At 50.0% G+C, this 19,521-nt stretch carries 18 protein-coding genes; 15 read left to right on the forward strand and 3 right to left on the reverse strand.

Annotated features, from left to right (window positions below):
• Window positions 1-11 precede the first annotated feature (11 nt).
• Window positions 12-1,031 (forward strand): homoserine O-acetyltransferase MetX, encoded by a 1,020-nt coding sequence (gene metX / locus AB9R92_RS11965; RefSeq protein ID WP_370669664.1) that lies wholly within the window; start codon window positions 12-14, stop codon window positions 1,029-1,031.
• A 247-nt stretch (window positions 1,032-1,278) separates the two neighbouring features.
• Here metX and AB9R92_RS11970 read toward each other — a convergent pair whose 3' ends face one another.
• Window positions 1,279-1,509: a helix-turn-helix domain-containing protein gene (locus tag AB9R92_RS11970; protein WP_068870250.1), complete on the reverse strand. Its 231-nt coding sequence runs from the start codon at window positions 1,507-1,509 to the stop codon at window positions 1,279-1,281.
• Window positions 1,510-1,684: 175 nt separating this feature from the next.
• Between AB9R92_RS11970 and AB9R92_RS11975 the strand changes: the two genes are divergently transcribed.
• The 11 genes from AB9R92_RS11975 to trhO all read left to right on the forward strand — a co-directional run bounded on the left by AB9R92_RS11975 (window position 1,685) and on the right by trhO (window position 14,446).
• A complete protein-coding gene (locus tag AB9R92_RS11975) occupies window positions 1,685-2,548 on the forward strand; it encodes an EamA family transporter (protein ID WP_370669665.1) in 864 nt (287 codons plus the stop codon).
• Between the two features lie 80 nt (window positions 2,549-2,628).
• Complete coding sequence (locus AB9R92_RS11980; protein ID WP_370669666.1) at window positions 2,629-3,321, forward strand: response regulator transcription factor; 693 nt, start codon at window positions 2,629-2,631, stop codon at window positions 3,319-3,321.
• 137 nt (window positions 3,322-3,458) lie between these two features.
• Window positions 3,459-5,606: a sensor histidine kinase gene (locus AB9R92_RS11985; protein WP_370669667.1), complete on the forward strand. Its 2,148-nt coding sequence runs from the start codon at window positions 3,459-3,461 to the stop codon at window positions 5,604-5,606.
• A 178-nt stretch (window positions 5,607-5,784) separates the two neighbouring features.
• Window positions 5,785-7,044, forward strand: coding sequence for a mechanosensitive ion channel (locus AB9R92_RS11990; protein ID WP_370669668.1), 1,260 nt, complete (start codon window positions 5,785-5,787; stop codon window positions 7,042-7,044).
• A gap of 462 nt (window positions 7,045-7,506) precedes the next feature.
• Window positions 7,507-7,776: a hypothetical protein gene (locus AB9R92_RS11995; protein ID WP_370669669.1), complete on the forward strand. Its 270-nt coding sequence runs from the start codon at window positions 7,507-7,509 to the stop codon at window positions 7,774-7,776.
• Between the two features lie 3 nt (window positions 7,777-7,779).
• Window positions 7,780-9,426, forward strand: coding sequence for a solute symporter family protein (locus AB9R92_RS12000; RefSeq protein ID WP_370669670.1), 1,647 nt, complete (start codon window positions 7,780-7,782; stop codon window positions 9,424-9,426).
• Window positions 9,427-9,438: 12 nt separating this feature from the next.
• Complete coding sequence (locus tag AB9R92_RS12005; RefSeq protein ID WP_370670109.1) at window positions 9,439-9,993, forward strand: hypothetical protein; 555 nt, start codon at window positions 9,439-9,441, stop codon at window positions 9,991-9,993.
• 21 nt (window positions 9,994-10,014) lie between these two features.
• Window positions 10,015-11,586, forward strand: coding sequence for an acyl-CoA synthetase MbcS (mbcS, locus tag AB9R92_RS12010; RefSeq protein ID WP_370669671.1), 1,572 nt, complete (start codon window positions 10,015-10,017; stop codon window positions 11,584-11,586).
• Window positions 11,587-11,715: 129 nt separating this feature from the next.
• A complete protein-coding gene (locus tag AB9R92_RS12015; RefSeq protein WP_370669672.1) occupies window positions 11,716-12,330 on the forward strand; it encodes a DedA family protein in 615 nt (204 codons plus the stop codon).
• Between the two features lie 47 nt (window positions 12,331-12,377).
• Entirely contained in the window at window positions 12,378-13,328 is a 951-nt protein-coding gene (locus tag AB9R92_RS12020) for a 2-hydroxyacid dehydrogenase (protein ID WP_370669673.1), read from the forward strand.
• 155 nt (window positions 13,329-13,483) lie between these two features.
• A complete protein-coding gene (trhO, locus tag AB9R92_RS12025; RefSeq protein WP_370669674.1) occupies window positions 13,484-14,446 on the forward strand; it encodes an oxygen-dependent tRNA uridine(34) hydroxylase TrhO in 963 nt (320 codons plus the stop codon).
• A 51-nt stretch (window positions 14,447-14,497) separates the two neighbouring features.
• Here trhO and AB9R92_RS12030 read toward each other — a convergent pair whose 3' ends face one another.
• Both AB9R92_RS12030 and AB9R92_RS12035 read right to left on the reverse strand, forming a co-directional pair.
• Window positions 14,498-14,638, reverse strand: a complete 141-nt coding sequence (locus AB9R92_RS12030; protein ID WP_370669675.1) for a hypothetical protein — start codon at window positions 14,636-14,638, stop codon at window positions 14,498-14,500.
• A complete protein-coding gene (locus AB9R92_RS12035) occupies window positions 14,619-15,413 on the reverse strand; it encodes a MerR family transcriptional regulator (protein WP_370669676.1) in 795 nt (264 codons plus the stop codon). The genes AB9R92_RS12030 and AB9R92_RS12035 overlap by 20 nt, the downstream gene beginning before the upstream one ends.
• Window positions 15,414-15,618: 205 nt before the next feature.
• Between AB9R92_RS12035 and AB9R92_RS12040 the strand changes: the two genes are divergently transcribed.
• Genes AB9R92_RS12040 through AB9R92_RS12050 form a run of 3 tightly spaced genes read left to right on the forward strand, consistent with a single transcriptional unit; the run spans window position 15,619 to window position 19,488 of the window.
• A complete protein-coding gene (locus AB9R92_RS12040; protein WP_370669677.1) occupies window positions 15,619-17,100 on the forward strand; it encodes an aldehyde dehydrogenase family protein in 1,482 nt (493 codons plus the stop codon).
• Between the two features lie 14 nt (window positions 17,101-17,114).
• Window positions 17,115-18,281, forward strand: a complete 1,167-nt coding sequence (locus AB9R92_RS12045; protein WP_370669678.1) for a saccharopine dehydrogenase family protein — start codon at window positions 17,115-17,117, stop codon at window positions 18,279-18,281.
• A gap of 16 nt (window positions 18,282-18,297) precedes the next feature.
• Window positions 18,298-19,488: an acyl-CoA dehydrogenase family protein gene (locus AB9R92_RS12050; protein ID WP_370669679.1), complete on the forward strand. Its 1,191-nt coding sequence runs from the start codon at window positions 18,298-18,300 to the stop codon at window positions 19,486-19,488.
• Window positions 19,489-19,521 lie beyond the last annotated feature (33 nt).

Consider the following 19,521-nt stretch of genomic DNA (forward strand, 5'->3'; position numbering starts at 1 on the left):
GAGGGATTCGGATGACGACAGTATCCATCGGCCAGCTGACACTTGAATCAGATCAACTATTGCCTGAAGTGGAATTGGCGTATGAACGCGTCGGAGACAGTTCTGCGCCAGCGATTCTGGTTTGCCACGCATTGACGGGCGATCAATTTGCAGTAGGCACTGCAGATCAGCCGGGCTGGTGGGCCGGGCTGATCGGCCCGGGCAAAGCGGTGGATACCGGGCAATTCCAAGTCATCACGTTCAATGTACTGGGCGGCTGCAGCGGTTCGACCGGTCCGCTTTCAGTCAATCCGGAAACCGGAAAGCCTTACCGGGCGTCTTTTCCTGAACTGACCATCCGGGATATGGTGAAAGCGGAGCGCAAAGCATTGGAAGCGTTAGGAATCGACCACCTCGCTGCAGTAATCGGCGGTTCTCTCGGCGGCATGAAAACCTTGGAATGGGCAAGCCTGTACCCTGAGTTTCTGGATACGGCCATTGCACTCGCCGTGACGCCTTACTACGGGGATTATGGCGTCGCATTCAATCATATCGGCATTCAGGCAATCGAAAACGATCCCGAGTTCCAGTCAGGTGAGTATCATCCGGAAGCCAGGCTGAAAGGGTTTGAAATCGCGCGCATGGCCGGCATGGTGACGTACCGGAGCGGGAGGCTATTCAACGGCCGTTTTGCCCGGGCGCGTTGCGGAGAGCAATTCGAAGTTCAATCCTATTTGGATTATCAGGGGCGCAAATTGGCAGGGCGTTTTGATCCGAATAGCTACCTCGTTTTGCTGAAAGCCATGAATACCCACGATGTGGAAGAGGCGGAACTAGCCCCTGAACTGCTATCGATTTCTTATAGCCACGATTTATTGTATCCGGGAGAATTGATGATTCCTTGGGTCGAAAATCAGCCCAATGCCAAGTGGGAGAAAATCGAAACGGATTTTGGCCACGACGGATTTTTGGTGGAGTTTGAAAAGTGGGCACATCATATACAGGCTCAATTACAGAAAACGGTGAGTGCCAAAAGCCATGTACTAGCATAAACCTGTTCATCAAAAGTATTGGAGAAGTCCATGGTTAGCAATAAATTAAAAAAGTTGATGACCTTTTCTGCATTCTAAAATCAGTGAGCTCTATAAGTATTTGGAGAAGTGTTCACTCGAAAAAAATCTGCTCAATAATGCTACGCATTACTTCGGTAAGCTTCGTAAAACACGATTTTATAACTTTCTCGCCAAGCCGTAAAAAAAGATCGAAGCCTAAATGGCTCCGATCTTTTTTTTCGTTTCGTCAATCCTCGTCCTTAATATCGATATCATCGGGGATTGGCGTGGCGCGCCACTCTTCCAGCTCAAGTTTGGCGATTTCGAGCTGTTGGAAATGGCTTTCGAATTGGGAGGTGTTGATCAAGTATTGTTCTCCGTCGTGGACTGCACGAATCCGGCCTTCAAGTACATAACGGTTGACTTGCTCTTCCGGCATCGACAAAAAAGCGGCAGTTTCCGGGACTGTCATATACATGCGATCGCCTCCTCTTTTCTTCTATTATAATCTTATTTACAGCCTATCTCAAACCATCCGCGCCGTGTTATCTTTATGGGGTATGTGTGAATTTCCATAATCTAGTACAAGAATGGCCAATTTACAACCATGCTAAAAAACAATGTGAATTATAGAGAGAAAGTGGTGGAAGCTGATGCAAATCAAGGCGTACATATGGGTGTTATTTGCGGCGATGCTTTGGGGAACGACAGGGACAGCCCAGACTTTTCTGATGGGAGAGGCCCATCCATTGACGATTGGGGCAGCGCGCCTCGCAATTGGCGGTTTTGGCCTGCTGGCATTTGTGTGGATTTCAGGGAAGCTGAAAGGTGTAGGGATTCCGTGGCTTTGGGTCGCGCTTTCGGCATTATGCATGGCCTTGTTCCAACCTTTCTTTTTTTCAGCCGTGCAATTGACGGGCGTCGCAATCGGGACGGTCGTGGCGATCGGCAGCGCGCCGGCTTTTTCGGGAATCTTGGAAGCGCTCGTGTTGAAGCGCAAGCCTGAGCGTGTCTGGGTGTTTTCGAGCGTCTTATCCGTCGCAGGCTGTATCTTGCTTTTTGCGAACCGCGACAGTTATGTCGTCGACCCATTCGGTGTGATTCTCGGCTTGCTAGCAGGATTGGCCTTTGCAGGATACGCCATGTTCAGCAAAAATGTATTGGCCCTCATGGATGTGGTGCCGGCGGTGGCTGTGATCTTTTCTTTGAGCGGCATCGGCTTGTTGCCGTTCTTGTTTTTCTTGGACATCGGCTATTTAGCGGAACCGCAAAACTTGATGATCGTTGCATATCTGGGCCTTGCCGCGACGAGTCTTGCCTATCTATTATTTTCGAGCGGGTTGAAGGCCATTCCTTCATCGTCAGCGGTCACTTTATCGCTTGCAGAACCGCTGACGGCTTCTATATTGGGGGTAGCTGTAGTCGGTGAAGCGCTCAGCGGTCAGTCTTGGGCCGGGGTCGCATTATTGATTGGCGGTATTGCCCTGCTTGCATTGGGCAAAAACGGCAAAGCTTAAGAATTTCTTCAGAATTCGGGTAGGCTTCCCTTAAGAATTTCATTTTATACTTAAGCCAGAAATGAAAAGAGGTGGAAGGTGTGGGACAGCTGACAGTCATGGTGGCAGATGATGACCGGGAAATCCGGGAAGGCATCAGCATCTATTTGAAAAACGAAGGCTTTTTAGTAGTAGGGGCTGCAGATGGCCAGGAAGCGCTCGATTTGCTGGAAACGACGCAAGTGCATCTGGTCATCATGGATATTATGATGCCGAAGCTTGACGGCATTCATTCAACCTTCAAGATTCGCGAAAAACGAAACATCCCGATTATCATGCTGAGTGCCAGAAGCGAGAATTCCGATAAAATCCATGGATTGTCGATCGGAGCGGACGATTATGTGACGAAGCCTTTCCATCCAATGGAATTGATGGCGCGGGTGAAATCCCAACTCAGGCGTTACGTGGCGCTCGGGGATTATGGGCAGTCCGGCCATACGCTTGAAATCGATGGGTTGGTGCTGGATTCAGAGTCGAAAACAGTGAGAGTTGACGGCGCAGAAATCCGCATGACCCCAACGGAATTTAATATAACCGAGTTGTTGATGCAACATCCGGGACGTGTCTTTTCCATCAGCGAGATCTACGAGCGGGTCTGGCGGGAGCCGGCATATAATGCAGAGAATATCGTCGCTGTACATATCCGCAAAATCCGGGAGAAAATCGAAGCGGATCCGAAAAATCCAAGGTATGTGAAGGTGGTGTGGGGCATTGGCTACAAAATGGAAAAATGATCTTTGGTCTGTCGCTGCGATTGCCGTGGCTGTGATATGCCTCGTCTACTGTTCTTCTTTCATTTTAGACTTTGTGCTTAAATCGCCGGAAGATTTGCTCGCCACGCTCCGCCACTTAACAAAAGGAGACATATGATATGAAGAAATGGATGTGGCTTGCCGGCCTTTCCGTGTTGATGCTATGCCTTTGGACGGTCATGGAAAAAGGGTCGGGTTATTTCGGCAAAGTTTATACGGACACTGAAGCTTTCCAATATGATTTTGCCAGGTTTACGGAAGGGCTGTTGCTGTTCGAGCTGGCCCCGCCGAAATCCACTGTCGATCAATCGGTCGCTTCCTGGGAAATCGAACAATACCGCATGGATAACAATTCCCTGACTGACCAGATTCAGGCGGTCCGGGATCGATATGCTGATGCTGTTGCAGCTGCTGAGGAAGAAGGCGATAGTTCTTTAGCGGAAGAATTGGAAGCGCAGCGCGCGGAGGAAATTTCGGCTGTACGGGAAAACTTTTCAGACGACGAATCTGTGAAAAAAGCCATTATCGAGCAACGCGAAGCGGATTATGAAGAAGCGCTCCAGCAATTGGCAGCGCAGAAAGGGCAATTTGAAGGCCAAGCTTCTGGCTATGTCTATCAGTTAAGGGATTTGGATAGCGGTGAAGTATTCACCAACGGCACAATCAACGATGAACCTTTTTTCGAACAGGTATATTCTGCACAAGAGCCGCTTTATTTCGGCAATGGTTATTGGAGCTTTGACTTTCCGTACGACGATGCCAACAGCACGCTGGCCGACAACCGGTTTTCAGGTGTCATCCAAATACCGGAAAAAGGATTGGCCGGGGCTGCGGTACTCAGTGGAATAAACCAGTTCCAGCTGCTCAAATTCTTCCTGTATTTTTTGTTGGCAGCAGTAGCGGCCGGTGCATGGTGGCTATTCAAAAAGCGCCCGGTCCGGACAGCCTGGTATACGGAATTAACCAGCTATCGCAAATGGCAAAAACTTGCCGTTGAGTGGAAGCTTAGTGGGTTCGCTGTATCGGCGACGCTCGCCTTGGCTGCTGCGAACCATTTCGCGGCGGTGTTGACAAGGCCGTGGGAAGCTGGGAATGGCTCTTTCCTGGAAGTCTTCATCGCGCTGGCATTCGCGGTGCTGTTCTTGTCGCTAAGTATGTTGCAGGGAATCTGGCTATGGCGGCATTTTGGCAAATGGAGTTGCTTTAAAGAAGAAGTTCTGCAAAGTTTCACCGTCTCTCAGGTCCACTGGGCGAAAGATGCTTTTCTCAACCGCACCATCGGTTTCCAGATGGCCTGGGTGCTCGCTGTGGTGTTCTTTTGGGGAGCAGGGACTGCGCTCATGGCATTTCAACCAGTCGCAGTCGTTGTCTGGCTGCCGGCTACCTTATTGATCGGGCTGCCGTCGCTGCTGTTCTTGATGTCGCGTTTTGGATATTTGAACCGGCTGCTTCAAGGGGCGGAACAACTGGCTGCCGGCGGATTGGGAGCGGAACTGAAAGTTAAAGGCAAGTCCCCGCTCAGTAGACATGCCGAACATTTGAATGTGTTGCGGGAAGGTTACAAGGAGTCGGTGTCTGAACGGGCAAAAAGCGAGCGCTTGAAGACGGAACTGATCACCAATGTCAGCCACGACCTGCGCACGCCGCTCACCTCGATCATCACCTATACGGATCTATTGAAGAATGAGGATCTCGGAAACGAAGAACGGCGGAAATATGTCGAAATTCTTGACCGGAAATCAGAGCGGTTGAAGGTATTGATTGAAGATTTATTCGAGGTATCGAAAATGGCGAGTGGAAACGCAGACATCTCAAAACAACGCCTGGATATGAAACAATTGTTAATGCAGGCATTGGCAGAACATGAAGAAGCAGTGCAAGAAGCGGGACTCGATGTCCGCATCGCAGCGCCGGAACAACCCGTATATGCTTCGGTCGATGGCCAGAAGTGGTGGCGGCTTCTCGATAATTTGATCCTGAACGCCACCAAATATTCATTGCCGGGGAGCCGTGTCTATATTGCGCTGACAGAACGAGCCGGGGAACTGGCCATGACGATGAAAAACGTTACGCGCTACGAATTGGGTGACAATACAGAGGAATTGCTCGAGCGTTTCAAACGTGGCGACACCTCGCGGCAGACGAAGGGCTCAGGACTCGGGCTCGCTATCGCCCAGTCCATCGTGGATCTTCACGGAGGCCAGATGAAACTGGAAGTGGACGGGGATCTGTTCAAGGTAACCGTCCTGTTGCCAAATCAACAATAATTGAATGAACGCAAGAAACCGCCGATGGGATTCCCGCCGGCGTTTTTTTTGCTGAGCTGGGGAGAAGCCCTGTGTCACCATAAAATTAAGGTGGGATTGGGGCTGGAATAGCACCAGGGTGCGTTTAGGAAAAATATAAGTGGGGATACTAAAAATGAACCAGTAAATTGTAAAGGAGATGACACATTTGAATGACGTAACCAATTCATTCCAGAATGTCGGAAACACCATCATCAATTACATTCCGAACATTCTCGGCGCCCTATTGTTGCTTGTCGTTGCTTGGCTCGTCGCTACGATCGTCAGAGCGATTTTCTCGAAAGGGCTGAAAAAAGTCGGTGCTGACAACGCCATGGTCAAAGGCCATATGGCTAAAACGAAGGAAGACGCGGATGATAAACTGGACTCTATCGGAAAAATTCTTTATTATTTGATTTTCATCCTGTTCATTCCAAGTGTATTGCAAGCGCTCGATATGCATAATGTCGCCCAGCCGATTTCGAACATGATGGACAAGTTCCTGGCATTCCTGCCGAACCTGTTCATGGCGATCCTGATCCTGGTGATTGGCTACTTTATCGCGAAGTTCGTCAAGAAGTTGGTAGAGAGCCTATTGGCCACGATGAATATCGACAAATGGTTCAATAAAATGACCAATAAATCCGGAACAAACGAGCGGGTGGCGCCAAGCGACCAAAACACGCTCGCTAAAGTTTTGGCGAATGTGGTCTTTGTCATCGTGCTGATCCCGATTGTAACGGTCGCGCTTGAAACCTTGAACATCCAATCGATTTCACAACCGATCGTATCGATGCTCAACCAAGTGCTTGGAATGATCCCGAATATCTTTGTCGGCATCATCCTTATCCTTGCGGGTGTCTTCATCGCGAAATTCGTTGCGGATCTATTGATCGGCCTATTGAATGGCACAGGGATCAATCGCTTCTCTTCCTATTTGAGCCCGGACAAAAACAAGGAGCCGTCATTCGACATTGCCCAGATCATCGGGAAAGTCGTGCAGGCAATCATCATCATCTTCTTCGTGGTTGAAGCCATGAATGTCCTGCAGCTGGATGTATTGAATTCCATCGGCAGCGCGATCATCGCGTACTTGCCGCTATTGATTAGCTCATTGATCATCCTGGGGCTTGGGCTCATCGGGGGCAGCATGCTCGGGAATTACATCACACGTGCTTCGGGCAACCGGTTGTTTGGCGGCATCGTGAAATATGCGATTTTCATCGTCGCGATTTTCATGACGCTCGACCAATTGAACTTCGCTTCCAATATCGTTAACCTGGCCTTCCTGTTCATCATTGCAGGACTTGCAGTTGCATTCGCCATTGCATTCGGAATTGGCGGACGCGACTTCGCAAAAAACCAGTTGGCTAAAATGGAGAAGAAAATGAAAGAAGAAGACAATAAACCGAATATGTAAGCTATCCTCCGCTGCGCCTGGCATATGCCAAGGCGCAGTTTTTTCATGCAAGCATATGCTCGTAGGAGGGAAAGCGATGGAAACGTCAGAAGGATGAATAATTAAACATCAGTATACATGCTGGTTGTCAGAAAAACCCTTTTTTATTTCGAATGAAATATATACTGATATAGTATCTCGTTCATTGAATAAAACACGTGGCAGGAAGCTTGGTAAAAGCAACAAAGGGATGAAAAGCTTATTTTTGAGGTCTGATTGCAAATAAAATAGTCTTAAAAGATTACTAATATAGTTGTTTAAATTTTATAAAAATTCAGTTGACTATCATTTATGCAAGCGGTTACAATCAAGAGAGTTATTACGATAATAATTTTTGAAGGGGGATCGTGCGAACTAAATCTGAGCGAACGCTCAGTCTGGGGTGTATTGGAGAGAAAAATTACGCAAAATGGAGGGGAAATCATGAAAGCTTACAAAAAAGAAGTCCAGTTTACGATTTGGATGACGGCAGCGTTTATTCTGGTGGGGAATGTCGGCTTGATTTTTTCTATTTTTCCGGTCGATGCCATGTTATTCGGCTTTCCCGTCATGTACATCGTTCCTATTTTGATGGGGTGGTTCGGCGTTTTCCTGTTGACGCTTGTGGCTGGGAAAATCGGCAACCGGATTGATGATGAGATTGAAAGAGAAAACGATACGCTCGGCCATGCCGACGAAGCAAAGGAAGTGTAAGCGATGGAGCAGAGCTGGCAACTGGATAATCCAATACTTGGACTTGTGGTCGTAGGTGCGACTTTCGTGTTGTTTTACATCGTTGGTTTTATTTCGAACCGCCAAAGCAAATCAGCTAAAGAATTATATGTAGGCGGGTCGAACGTGGGAGCAATCACGAATGGTTTGGCGATGGCCGCTACATACATGAGTTTGGCAACTTTTTTAGGCATTACCGCTCTTATTTTACAATTGCAGGTTCCTTTTATCATGCTATGGATTCAATTGATATTGGCGATTCCGTTGATCACGATTATTTATGGAACAAGTTTACGCCGCATGGGGGCATTTTCGCCGACCCATTTCATCCGTGACCGTTACGGCACGACGGCTTCAATCATTGCTGCATTGTTCATGATCCTCGTTTCGATCATGTATGCGCTCGGCCAGATGATCGGCATCGCGATTACATTTGAGACATTGCTCGGCATTCCTTATATTACCGGGTTGTTCATCTTCGGCATTTTGATTGTCGGATACATCACGATCGGGGGAATGGCTGGGGCGACGAATAATGCCGCCATCCAGATGGTCATCATCGCCTTGATGTTCATCGTGCCGCTTGCAGCGATCATGAAAGCGATTGGTGCATCGGGCTGGTATTTCCCGCCATTGCTTTATTCCGACATGGTTCCGGCAATGATGGATGCATTGCCATCGTTCTTTGATTACCAATTCTCGCCAAAATGGTATTTCTCCATCATCCCGGCGCTGACAGTCGGGGCACTCGGTTTGCCTCACTTGGCGATGCGCGTCTATACGGCTTCTTCATTGAAAAGTGCGCGTTCAGCGATGGTTTGGTTCGCGTTCATTCTCGGCTTGGTTTTTTCTGCGACATATGCCATGGGCTTTGTCGGCGTCTTTGCAACGACTACGCAAGGCGTCACGATTTCCGAGGGGGACGCAGACAAATTGACAATTATTTTGAATATGGTCTATAACCCTGAATGGGTCACGGCGCTTGTCATTGCCGGTGCAATTTCTGCTGGTCTTTCGACATTGAGCGGGAACTTGCTGGCAATCGGCGCTTTGATCTCACAAGACATCATCTCTACATTGAAACCGAATATCTCACAGCGCTTGAACTTGCGCATCGGCTTTATCGCGATTTTTGCAGGTGGTATCGCGAGTATCCTGCTTGCAATTAACCCGCCCGCTTTCCTTGTCGTCAGTATCCTCTGGGCGTTCGGTTTGGCAGGGGTCACCAATGCGCCGCTGATCATTGTCGGCGTTTGGTGGAAAGAGGCAAATAAATTCGGTGCCATTGTGGCTTCTGTCGTCGGCGGCGCTATCTATATTATCGTGTCTCCGTTCGTCTTCCCGAGCATCGTATTGACGGGGCACGGCGTAACCGATGGCATGGGACTTTCCGGTGCGATGCTTGCGGTACCGATCAGCTTTATCTTGCTGATTGTCGTTTCTTATATAACGAACCGCATTCCGGCGCTTTCCGGGAAATTGACGAAACAAGCCGATATCGAATTGATCGAGCGCATCCATGGCTGGAAAGATATCAAAGCGTATCGTTACAACAGTACGCTTGGTGCAGGAATCACAGTCGTTGTTTCTGCGGCAGTAGCAATCTGGGCGTTAATGCCTTGGGGAATGTAAATGGTAAAGGGAGTGGCAAAGTTGGTTGGAAAAATGATAAGCCTGGATGATCCATCTTACCGGTCATTCCTGGAATTACCAAAAACCGAAACGGTGAGCCGCATTTTGCTGCTCATCGTGGGAATAGGCTACGGCGCGATTTCGATTGCGTCGCAAGCCTCATACATAAGCAGTTTCGATTCCGCCTTACTGCAGAATTTTCTCGTTCCTGCCATCTTCATCATTTTCGGGATCTTGACAGCGTTCATTACGAAAGTCGGAATGGCGGCATTGCTGTGGGCGGGATCCAAAGCCTTAGGGGGAACTGCGAAGTACAGCGCCATCAGCTTGGTAACTCCGGTTGCGTTATTGCCAGGCCTGCTCGGGGCGCCGTATTTGGCCGGTCTTGGCGAGGGCGCATTATGGGTAATTCCGTTTCTTGTCGCCGGGGTGGTTTGGATGTATTTGGTCAGCGTGAAGATCATCCAATCCGTACAAGGGTTCGGGGCAACGAAAGCGTATATGTCTGCTGGAATGGCCTTCCTGTTCCTGGCAAGTATCTATTATTTGGTTATCCCTGCGAGCTAAACATGAAGAGGAGGAAATGAGATGAATGTTGAACAATTGATTGCACCTGAACAATACAATATTACTTCTGAGTTGGAAGCATACAAAAATAATGCCGAACGGATTGCAGTACGCTGGTTTGATGCGGGGAACAACCGAATCGAACTTTCTTATCAGGAGCTTTTCTCCAAAATGAACCAGTATGCGCAAGCCTTCTTGAAATTAGGGCTCGAAAAGGGGGACCGCGTCTTGATCATTCTGCCGCGGATTCCGGAAGCATACATTACGTACTTGGCGTGTTTGCGTGCCGGGGTGGTCGCGATTCCATGTTCCGAAATGCTGCGCAAAAAAGATTTGAGCTACCGCATGGAGCATTCCGGCGCAAAAGCGATTATCGCACATTATAAAACGACGGCTGAAACGAACTCTATTGAAGAGAAGTACGCTGCGCTCGACAATAAATTGATTGTCGGCGGAAAAGAAGAGGGATGGCAGTCGCTGGAAGAATTGGCTTCTGCAGAATCAGAAGAATTTGAAGCAGTCGAGACGAACCGTGAAGACATGGCGTTTCTATCGTATACATCCGGAACAACCGGCAATCCGAAAGGTGTCGTGCACGTCCATGGATGGGGCTACGCGCACGTCCGGACGGCTGCGACTGAGTGGCTCGGGGTGAAAAGCGGCGATATCGTCTGGGCGACCGCGGCTCCCGGTTGGCAAAAATGGATTTGGAGCCCATTCCTTTCGACGATCACGCTCGGGGCGACGGCACTCGTCTATAACGGCGGGTTCGATGCGCTGAAGTATTTGGATATACTGAAAGAAGAGAAAGTCAATGTGCTATGCTGCACGCCGACTGAATACCGCATCATGGCAAAAGTCGAAAACTTGAATGAATACAAATTGCCTCATCTGCGCAGTGCCGTTTCTGCTGGTGAGCCACTCAACCGCCAAGTGATCGACGCTTTCCAGGAAGCATTCCAATTGAATGTTCGCGATGGTTACGGGCAGACGGAAAATACCTTGCTCGTATGCATCTTGCAGGACATGGACATGAAACCCGGTTCGATGGGCAAACCGACGCCAGGAAATCGGGTTGATATCATCAATGAAGACGGGCAGCCCGCGGCGCCCGGGGAAGTTGGCGATATTGCCGTACACAAAAGTTGTCCCGCGCTGTTCCGTGAATATTACCGGGACCCGGAACGGACGCAAGCTTCATTCCGCGGCGATTGGTATTTGACGGGCGACCAGGCTTCACGCGATGAAGACGGCTATTTCTGGTTCGAAGGCCGCAGCGACGACATCATCATTTCTTCTGGCTATACAATCGGCCCGTTCGAGGTGGAAGATGCGTTGATGAAACATCCATCCGTACAGGAATGCGCAGTCGTAGCAGCCCCGGATGAAATTCGCGGCAATATCGTCAAGGCGTTTGTCGTTTTGAGAGACGGAGGCAAGCAGGACGAAGAGATGATCAAGGAATTGCAAGATCATGTCAAAGGAATTACCGCACCTTATAAATACCCACGTGTCATCGAATTTTTGACGGAGCTTCCGAAAACGACTTCCGGAAAAATCCGCCGCGTGGAATTGCGTAAGATGAACGCTTAATAAAAGCAAGCCGCGCTGAAACAAGCGCGGCTTTTTCAATGCTGTTTAAGATGCCCGGCTTTCGTCAATATATATAGGTAGACGGACATGATGGAAATCGGGAGTCCGGCTGTTTAGAGGGGGGCACCTATGGAACAATGGATTACATCGGTCATGGAAAATTACGGCTACTTCGGGATTTTCCTGCTTATTTTGCTGGAGAATGTCTTTCCGCCGGTGCCTTCTGAAGTGGTTTTGACAGCCGGGGGATTTATGACATCGACGACCAGCCTCACTGTGTGGGGAGTCATCCTGTCGGCGACGGCAGGGTCGGTTGCCGGTGCTGTCATGCTATATGGGCTCGGGCTTTTGTTGGACGTTGAACGGCTGGAGCAAATCATCGACAAACACGGCAATTGGCTGCGCCTCAAAAAAGCAGACCTTTACAACGCAGATCGCTGGTTTGACCGCTTTGGTGTTTTTGCTGTATTCATCGGTCGGCTGATTCCGCTTGTCCGCAGCCTCATATCGATTCCAGCAGGCATGTCCAATATGAAGTTCATTTTATTCCTGGCATTTACGACAGCCGGCACCTTGATTTGGAACACGGTGCTTGTCTACGCTGGACGGGCTGTTGGTGAAAACAGGGATGAAATCCTGCAACAATTGGGCGTTTATTCGAATATCGTCTATACCGTACTCATTGCCGGTGCCATTGCCGGTTTGTGGTGGCTGTTAAAAAAACGGCGCGGCGCAGGGCAGTGAATCTTATGCGATAGGCAAGTTAATCAGGAGAAGGGTGGAGGAATTTCATGAAACCGATTTTATTCATTACCCAGCAATTGCCGGAACAGGCAGTGGCGGATCTACACGATGTCTACGATGTGCGCATGTGGCCTGAAGAAGAACGCAATGCGCCGCGTGAAAAATTGCTTGAGGAAGCGAAGGAAGCGCAGGCGCTCTGGACGATGCTCGGCGACCAGATCGACCGTGAGCTGTTCGAGGCGGCGCCCAACTTGAAAATCGTTGTGAATCTGGCGGTCGGCTATAATAATATCGATCTTGATGCAGCGAGAGAACATAAAGTGATCGTCACGAATACGCCGGATGTCTTGACCGAAACGACGGCTGATTTAACATTTGCGCTCATGCTGGCGACGGCCCGCCGTCTGATCGAAGCGGAAAAAACGGTCAGAAACGGTGAATGGCAGGCTTGGACACCGATGGGATTGACCGGCCAGAACGTGCACGGCACCACTGTTGGAATCGTTGGCATGGGACGCATCGGGGAAGCGGTGTGCATGCGTGCACAAGGTTTCAACATGGAAGTCATCTATCACAACCGGACGCGCAAAAGCCTGGAAGAAGCGAAATATGCGGAACTTGATGATCTGTTGAAGCGCTCCGATTTCGTGGTGATCCTTGCCCCATTAACCGAACAAACAAAAGGCATGATCGGCGAACGCGAGCTATCCTTGATGAAAGACACTGCGATTCTTATCAATTGCGGCAGAGGCGGGATTGTCGATGAACAGGCCCTGTATGAAGCGTTGAAGAATAAGTCCATTTGGGGAGCGGGGCTTGATGTGTTCGAACAAGAGCCGCTGCCGCTGGACCATCCGCTTCAAACGCTCGATAATTTGACGGTCACGCCGCATATTGGAAGCGCAACGGTGCAGACGCGCTATGCGATGATGCAACTGAACAAAGAAGCGCTGCAAGCGTGCGCAAACAAAAAACCCGTTAAGAACCGGGTATGTTAAGGCAAACGGCCCCGAAAACCGGGGCTGTTTTTTGGATTGACTCCAGGGGTGAAGCGGCAAGGGAAGTTGAATTTTTTCGCGCGGTGAGGTAAAATAGGCTAGGTTTTTCCTGTGTCAAAGGAATGGGCCAAATCGAAAATCAGGAGGTATGATTCATGCAAAATCATACACATAATGTCTTATTGTACTATCTATACACCCCACTCGAAAATCCGGAAGAGTTTGCAGCCGAGCATTTGGCAGCCTGCAAGGAAATCGGATTGAAAGGCCGCATTCTCGTATCTGACGAAGGAATCAACGGCACATGCTCCGGCACGATCGAGCAAACGGAACAATACATGGAGATGGTAAAGAGCGATCCGCGCTTTGCTGACATCGTCTTTAAAATCGACGAAGCGGATGGCCATGCGTTCAAAAAAATGCACGTCCGTGCGAAAAAAGAGATCGTCCACCTTGGACTTGAAGAAGATATCAACCCAAATGAATTGACCGGCAATTATTTAGAGCCGGAAGAATTTTATAAATTGATGCAAGACCAGGATACGGTGGTCATCGATGCACGAAATGACTACGAGTACGACTTGGGCCATTTCCGCGGCGCAGTGCGTCCAGACGTTGAGACCTTCCGTGATTTGCCGGAATGGATCCGTGAAAACAAAGAGCAGTTCGAAGGCAAGAAAATCCTGACGTATTGCACAGGCGGCATCCGCTGTGAAAAATTCTCAGGCTGGATGAAACGCGAAGGCTTTGATGACGTCAACCAACTTCACGGAGGGATCGTCACCTACGGCAAAGATCCGGAAGTACAAGGCAAGCTCTGGGACGGGCAATTGTACGTCTTTGATGAGCGCATCGCTGTGCCGGTCAATCGCGTCGAACATACCATTGTCGGGAAAGACCATTTTACGGGAGAGCCTTGCGAGCGCTACGTGAACTGCGCCAACCCTGAGTGCAACGCGAAGATTTTATCTTCAGAAGAAAACGAACACAAATATATGCGTTCGTGCTCAGATGAATGCCGCGAGCATCCACGCAACCGCTATGCTTTCGAGCATGGCTTGACAGGCGAAGAAGTACGTCAGCGCCTTGAGGCTTTAAAAGAAACTGCACAATCATAAGCGATCGAAAAAGCCTGAACGGCAATCTCCGTTCAGGCTTTTCTTTATGGATTAATTTTCGAGTTCTTCTGCACACTCGTGGCAAATCAATTCGCCGTCGATGTAGACACCGTCCAGGAATCCGTCACGGCAATAGACATCTTTGCCGCAATTGCTGCAAGGGCCGATGAGTTCACGCATGGTGCAAGGCATTCGCGTGCACATGCATCGCGTCTTTCAAATAATCGGATAAGCCGTCTCCGTGCTGGTCAATGGTCCGGGAGAACCGGCTGTCGTTCGCGTAAAGATTGGCCAAGTTGCGGAACATCTTCGGTGTGCATTCGTAGAAGCGGTCAAGCAGATGGTAATAGGCGGCCATTTCTTTCTGGACTTCCTGTGCCTCGGCCGGTAAATGCATAAGCCCTGCTACAGCACTGTAGATGCGGTTGGCTTCCCGGTCGATTTCTTCCAAGTTCTCGGCTTCTTTCTGCGGCTTTGCTGCCTCGGGTTCTGAAGCCTCCAGAACAGAAGTTTCTTCCTTGATGTTTTCAAGGTCGTCCTTAACGGATACTTCAATTTCGGGTTTCTGGTACAGATCGATGCGATCCGGTGTATGGCGAATGGAAAATGCAGAAAACCGCTGTTCATTGCTGAGGGGGTTACCGGATGAAAACTCATCTTGCGTCATGCGTGCGCTATCGATCAATTGCTCGATGCGGAATTTCTTTTGTTCAAGCAGTTCGATATGGCGCGCCATGGCATATTCTGCATCGTAGCCATTTTTTATGATTTCCTGGATTTTCTTCAATGAGAATCCCAGTTCTTTAAGGAATAAAATTTGCTGCAGCAATTTCAAATCTTCGTCGCTGTAATAGCGGTATCGGTTCGATCCTTTATTGCTCGGTTTCATTAGATCGATGCTGTCGTAATGGTGCAGCGTCCGTACACTGACGCCTGCGATTTTTGCTACTTCTTGTACTTTGTACATTTCAATCACCTCTACTCTTGATTAGACTATGACGAATGGTCAGTGTCAACCGTTTCCTGGCAATTTTCTCGCAAAGTCGACCGAATGTGGCCGGCTTTACAAAGTTATGGAAGGAAGTTGTAAAAGCATGTAGGAGTTTTCTGTTTTGTAGGGAATAGAGTAAATAGTGAAAGCGTTTACATTTATTACGGAAAGGGGTAATTTGATGAAACTGACGAATTATGTAAATGGGAAGTTTGGACAAGAGGCGGGCGCTGATTTTGTGCCTGTCGTCAATCCGGCAACAGGCGAAGAGTTGGCAGCCGTCCGGCGTTCAACTGCTGCAGATGTAGGAAAAGCAGTAAAAGCAGCGAAAGAAGCCCAGAGGAAATGGGCGCTTGTCCCGGCACCGAAACGTGCCGATTATCTTTATGAAATCGGGCGCTTGATGAAAGAGCGGAAAGAGCACCTCGCGTCGGTGCTGACGAAGGAAATGGGAAAAGTGATCGAAGAAGGGCGCGGCGAAGTCCAGGAAGGCATCGACATGGCGTTCTATATGGCGGGCGAGGGCAGAAGGTTGTTTGGCGAAACGACGCCTTCGGAACTGGCGGATAAATTTGCGATGAGTATCCGTGCACCAATCGGGGTTGTCGGGCTCATCACGCCGTGGAACTTCCCGGTAGCGATCGCTACGTGGAAATCATTCCCGGCTATCGTGGCGGGAAATACATTCATTTGGAAGCCGGCCACGGAAACGCCGATGATGGCTTATGAAATGGCAACGATCTTCAAGGAGGCCGGCTTGCCGGATGGGGTGGCAAATATTGTATTCGGTTCCGGCTCAGAAGTCGGGACGGCGATGATCGAACACCCCGATGTCCGGGTCATTTCGTTTACCGGCTCGACCGATACAGGACGCAAAGTGGCAGAACTCGGCGGCCGCCATTTAAAGAAAGTGTCGCTTGAGATGGGCGGAAAAAACGCAGTCATCGTCATGGACGATGCGGATCTCGACCTTGCAGTGGATGGCATTCTTTGGAGTGCGTTCGGAACCGCCGGCCAGCGCTGCACGGCCTGCAGCCGCGTCATTGTCCACAAGGGTGTGAAAGAGCAGCTGCAACAGCGCTTGCTCGAAAAGATGGACAAATTGACAATCGGCGACGGCATGGACGAATCGGTCAAAGTCGGCCCGGTCATCAACAAGAAAGCGCTGGAGAAAATCCATTCCTATATTGAAATCGGCAAAGGAGAAGGCGCAGAACTCGTCAGGGGCGGTGAAATTTTAACGGGTGGCCATTACGATAAAGGCAACTATTACGCACCGACATTGTTTGCGGGCGTCACTCCGGATATGCGTATCGCCCAGGAGGAAATTTTCGGCCCGGTCATTTCCTTGATTGAAGTTGCTAGTTTCGAAGAAGCGATTGAAGTGAATAACGGCGTCATTTACGGTTTATCGAGCTCCATATTCACAGCGGATGTCAACCGGGCATTCAAAGCGCAGCGCGATTTGGATACCGGCATCGTTTACATCAACGCCGGGACAACAGGGGCTGAAATCCATTTGCCGTTTGGCGGCACAAAAGGCACCGGCAATGGCCACCGCGATTCAGGCGTCGCGGCGCTTGACGTCTTCACCGAATGGAAGAGTGTCTATGTGGATTTCAGCGGCAAACTGCAGCGTGCACAGATTGACAACGAAGCATAAAGGGGGCGGCGAAGATGAAATTTGCGGTACTCGGAGCAGGATTGATGGGGAAACAAGCGGCGCGCGATTTACTTCGCAATGAACAAGTGGAGAAAGTGATTCTGGCGGACCGGACGACGGAAAAAGCGGAAGCGTTCCGCCGGCAAATGAACGATCCACGGCTAGACATCATGAAGATGGATGCAAGCCATGACGATGAACTAAAGCAAATCATCGCGCAGGCAGATGTCGCGATCAACGCGCTATTTTATACCTTCAATGAAAAAGTGGCGAAAATTGCGATCGAATGCGGTGTTCATTCCGTCGACCTCGGCGGGCATATCGGCGGCGCCACGGATAAAGTGCTCGCCATGCATGAGCAAGCGTCCAGCCGAGGCGTCACCATTATTCCCGATCTCGGCGTTGCGCCGGGAATGATCAATATTCTAACGGGCTATGGGGCGAGCCAGTTGGACGAAGTCGAATCGATTCGCATCTATGTCGGGGGCATTCCGCTCCATCCGGAACCGCCGCTTGAATACAAACATGTTTTCTCGCTCGAAGGCGTTTTCGACCATTACACCGATCCTTCGCACGTCATCCGCAGTGGTGAATTACAAGAAGTCGAATCGCTATCGGAAATCGAGCCAATCACGTTCGAAGGCTTTAATGAATTGGAAGCTTTCCATACATCAGGCGGCACTTCGACCTTGACGAAGACGTTCCAGGATGTGGATTCGCTGGAATACAAAACGATCCGTTACCGGGGGCATGCCGATAAGTTCCGTTTGCTCGTCGAATTGGGCTTGACGAGCCGTGACGGGAAAGTGACGGCCGGCGGACATGAAGTATCGCTCCGTGAAGTGTTGCTGAAAGTGCTGGAACCGATCACTGAACTCGGGGACGAGAAAGATGCCGTGCTTTTGCGTGTCACGGTTTCTGGCATGAAACAGCAGGAGGAGTGCACATACCAATATGAAATGGTGACGATCCGCGATGAGTCGACGGGAGTGACGGCCATGGCGCAGGCCACGGCCTACAGCATTTCTGTAGTGGCGCAGATGATCGCCGATGGGCGCATCCAAAAGCGCGGCGTCTACCCGCCGGAACAAATCGTGCCGGGAGCGGAATACATTGCGGAAATGAAAAAACGAGGGGTAAACATTATAGAAACAGTGCAGCGGGCAGCGCATCACAACTAGCAAGGAGGAAAACGGCATGGATTTTGAATACAGCGAAGAACAAGAAATGCTGCGCAAAACCGTCCGGAAGTTTGTCGATGAAGAAATCATCCCCTATGTAAAAGACTGGGACACAGAAGGAAGCTTCCCGAAAGAGATTTGGCAGCGCTTAGCCGATCTCGGGCTGATGGGCGTGTGCATTCCGGAAGCTTACGGCGGCAGCGGCATGGATTATAATTCACTGGCCATCGTCTGCGAAGAGCTGGAGCGGGGCGACACCACGTTCCGCACGGCTGTCTCTGTCCATACCGGACTGAATTCACTATCGCTTCTGCAATGGGGCACAGAAGAGCAAAAGCAACAGTTTTTAATCCCTCAGGCAAAAGGCGAGAAAATCGGCGCGTTCGGTTTGACGGAGCCAGGAGCCGGCTCGGACGTGGCGGCGCTTTCGACGACCGCTAAACGCGATGGGGACGATTATGTGCTGAATGGGCAGAAAACGTGGATTTCACTATGCGATCAGGCCGACCATTTCCTTGTCTTTGCCTATGTCGATAAAGAGCAATCGCATAAAGGGATCAGCGCTTTTATCGTGGAACGTGACCGTGAAGGCTTTTCTTCCAAAGCAATCAAAGGGAAATACGGCATACGCGCCGGCAATACGGGTGAATTGTTCATGGAAGAAGTGCGCATTCCAGCAAGCAATCGGCTCGGGGAAGAAGGCGAAGGGTTCAAGATTGCGATGGCTTCGCTCGATAATGGGCGTTTCACGGTCGCTGCCGGGGCGTGTGGCTTGATGATGGCTTGTCTGGAAGCGAGCCTGGATTACTGCAAAACGCGCACGACTTTCGGCAAACCGATCGGCGAACATCAGCTGGTGCAGCAAATGCTCGCCAATATGGAAGCGGGCTATCAAATGAGCCGTTTGCTCGTCTACCGGGCGGGCGAATTGAAGAATAGCGGCAAGCGCAATACGCGCGAAACTTCGCTCGCCAAATGGCAGGCTTGCAATTTTGCGAATAAAGCGGCGGACGACGCGGTGCAAATCCACGGCGCTTACGGCTATTCCGATGATTATCCGGTTGCCCGCTACTTGCGCAATTCCAAAGCGCCGGTCATTTATGAAGGCACACGGGAGATCCATACGATCATGCAGGCAGATTATGTACTCGGCAAGCGGCAAGACAAAGAATTGAATCGCATGCTGCCTGCCTGGCCATTCGAGTAAAGCGGGTTGCCGCGCCTAGAAAATCGGCTTTTT

The organism is Planococcus sp. SSTMD024, from assembly GCF_041320495.1.
In the GTDB taxonomy this organism is placed as follows: domain Bacteria; phylum Bacillota; class Bacilli; order Bacillales_A; family Planococcaceae; genus Planococcus.

Excerpts from the sequence above, each read along its gene's own strand:
- AB9R92_RS11990 (WP_370669668.1), top strand. The coding sequence starts at position 5,785 with ATGACACATTTGAATGACGTAACCAATTCATTCCAGAATGTCGGAAAC.
- AB9R92_RS12040 (WP_370669677.1), top strand. The coding sequence starts at position 15,619 with ATGAAACTGACGAATTATGTAAATGGGAAGTTTGGACAAGAGGCGGGC.
- AB9R92_RS11995 (WP_370669669.1), top strand. The coding sequence starts at position 7,507 with ATGAAAGCTTACAAAAAAGAAGTCCAGTTTACGATTTGGATGACGGCA.
- AB9R92_RS12030 (WP_370669675.1), bottom strand. The coding sequence starts at position 14,638 with ATGCCTTGCACCATGCGTGAACTCATCGGCCCTTGCAGCAATTGCGGC.
- AB9R92_RS12045 (WP_370669678.1), top strand. The coding sequence starts at position 17,115 with ATGAAATTTGCGGTACTCGGAGCAGGATTGATGGGGAAACAAGCGGCG.
- AB9R92_RS12050 (WP_370669679.1), top strand. The coding sequence starts at position 18,298 with ATGGATTTTGAATACAGCGAAGAACAAGAAATGCTGCGCAAAACCGTC.
- AB9R92_RS12020 (WP_370669673.1), top strand. The coding sequence starts at position 12,378 with ATGAAACCGATTTTATTCATTACCCAGCAATTGCCGGAACAGGCAGTG.
- AB9R92_RS11970 (WP_068870250.1), bottom strand. The coding sequence starts at position 1,509 with ATGTATATGACAGTCCCGGAAACTGCCGCTTTTTTGTCGATGCCGGAA.
- AB9R92_RS11985 (WP_370669667.1), top strand. The coding sequence starts at position 3,459 with ATGAAGAAATGGATGTGGCTTGCCGGCCTTTCCGTGTTGATGCTATGC.
- mbcS (WP_370669671.1), top strand. The coding sequence starts at position 10,015 with ATGAATGTTGAACAATTGATTGCACCTGAACAATACAATATTACTTCT.
- trhO (WP_370669674.1), top strand. The coding sequence starts at position 13,484 with ATGCAAAATCATACACATAATGTCTTATTGTACTATCTATACACCCCA.
- AB9R92_RS12015 (WP_370669672.1), top strand. The coding sequence starts at position 11,716 with ATGGAACAATGGATTACATCGGTCATGGAAAATTACGGCTACTTCGGG.
- AB9R92_RS11975 (WP_370669665.1), top strand. The coding sequence starts at position 1,685 with ATGCAAATCAAGGCGTACATATGGGTGTTATTTGCGGCGATGCTTTGG.
- AB9R92_RS12000 (WP_370669670.1), top strand. The coding sequence starts at position 7,780 with ATGGAGCAGAGCTGGCAACTGGATAATCCAATACTTGGACTTGTGGTC.
- metX (WP_370669664.1), top strand. The coding sequence starts at position 12 with ATGACGACAGTATCCATCGGCCAGCTGACACTTGAATCAGATCAACTA.
- AB9R92_RS12035 (WP_370669676.1), bottom strand. The coding sequence starts at position 15,413 with ATGTACAAAGTACAAGAAGTAGCAAAAATCGCAGGCGTCAGTGTACGG.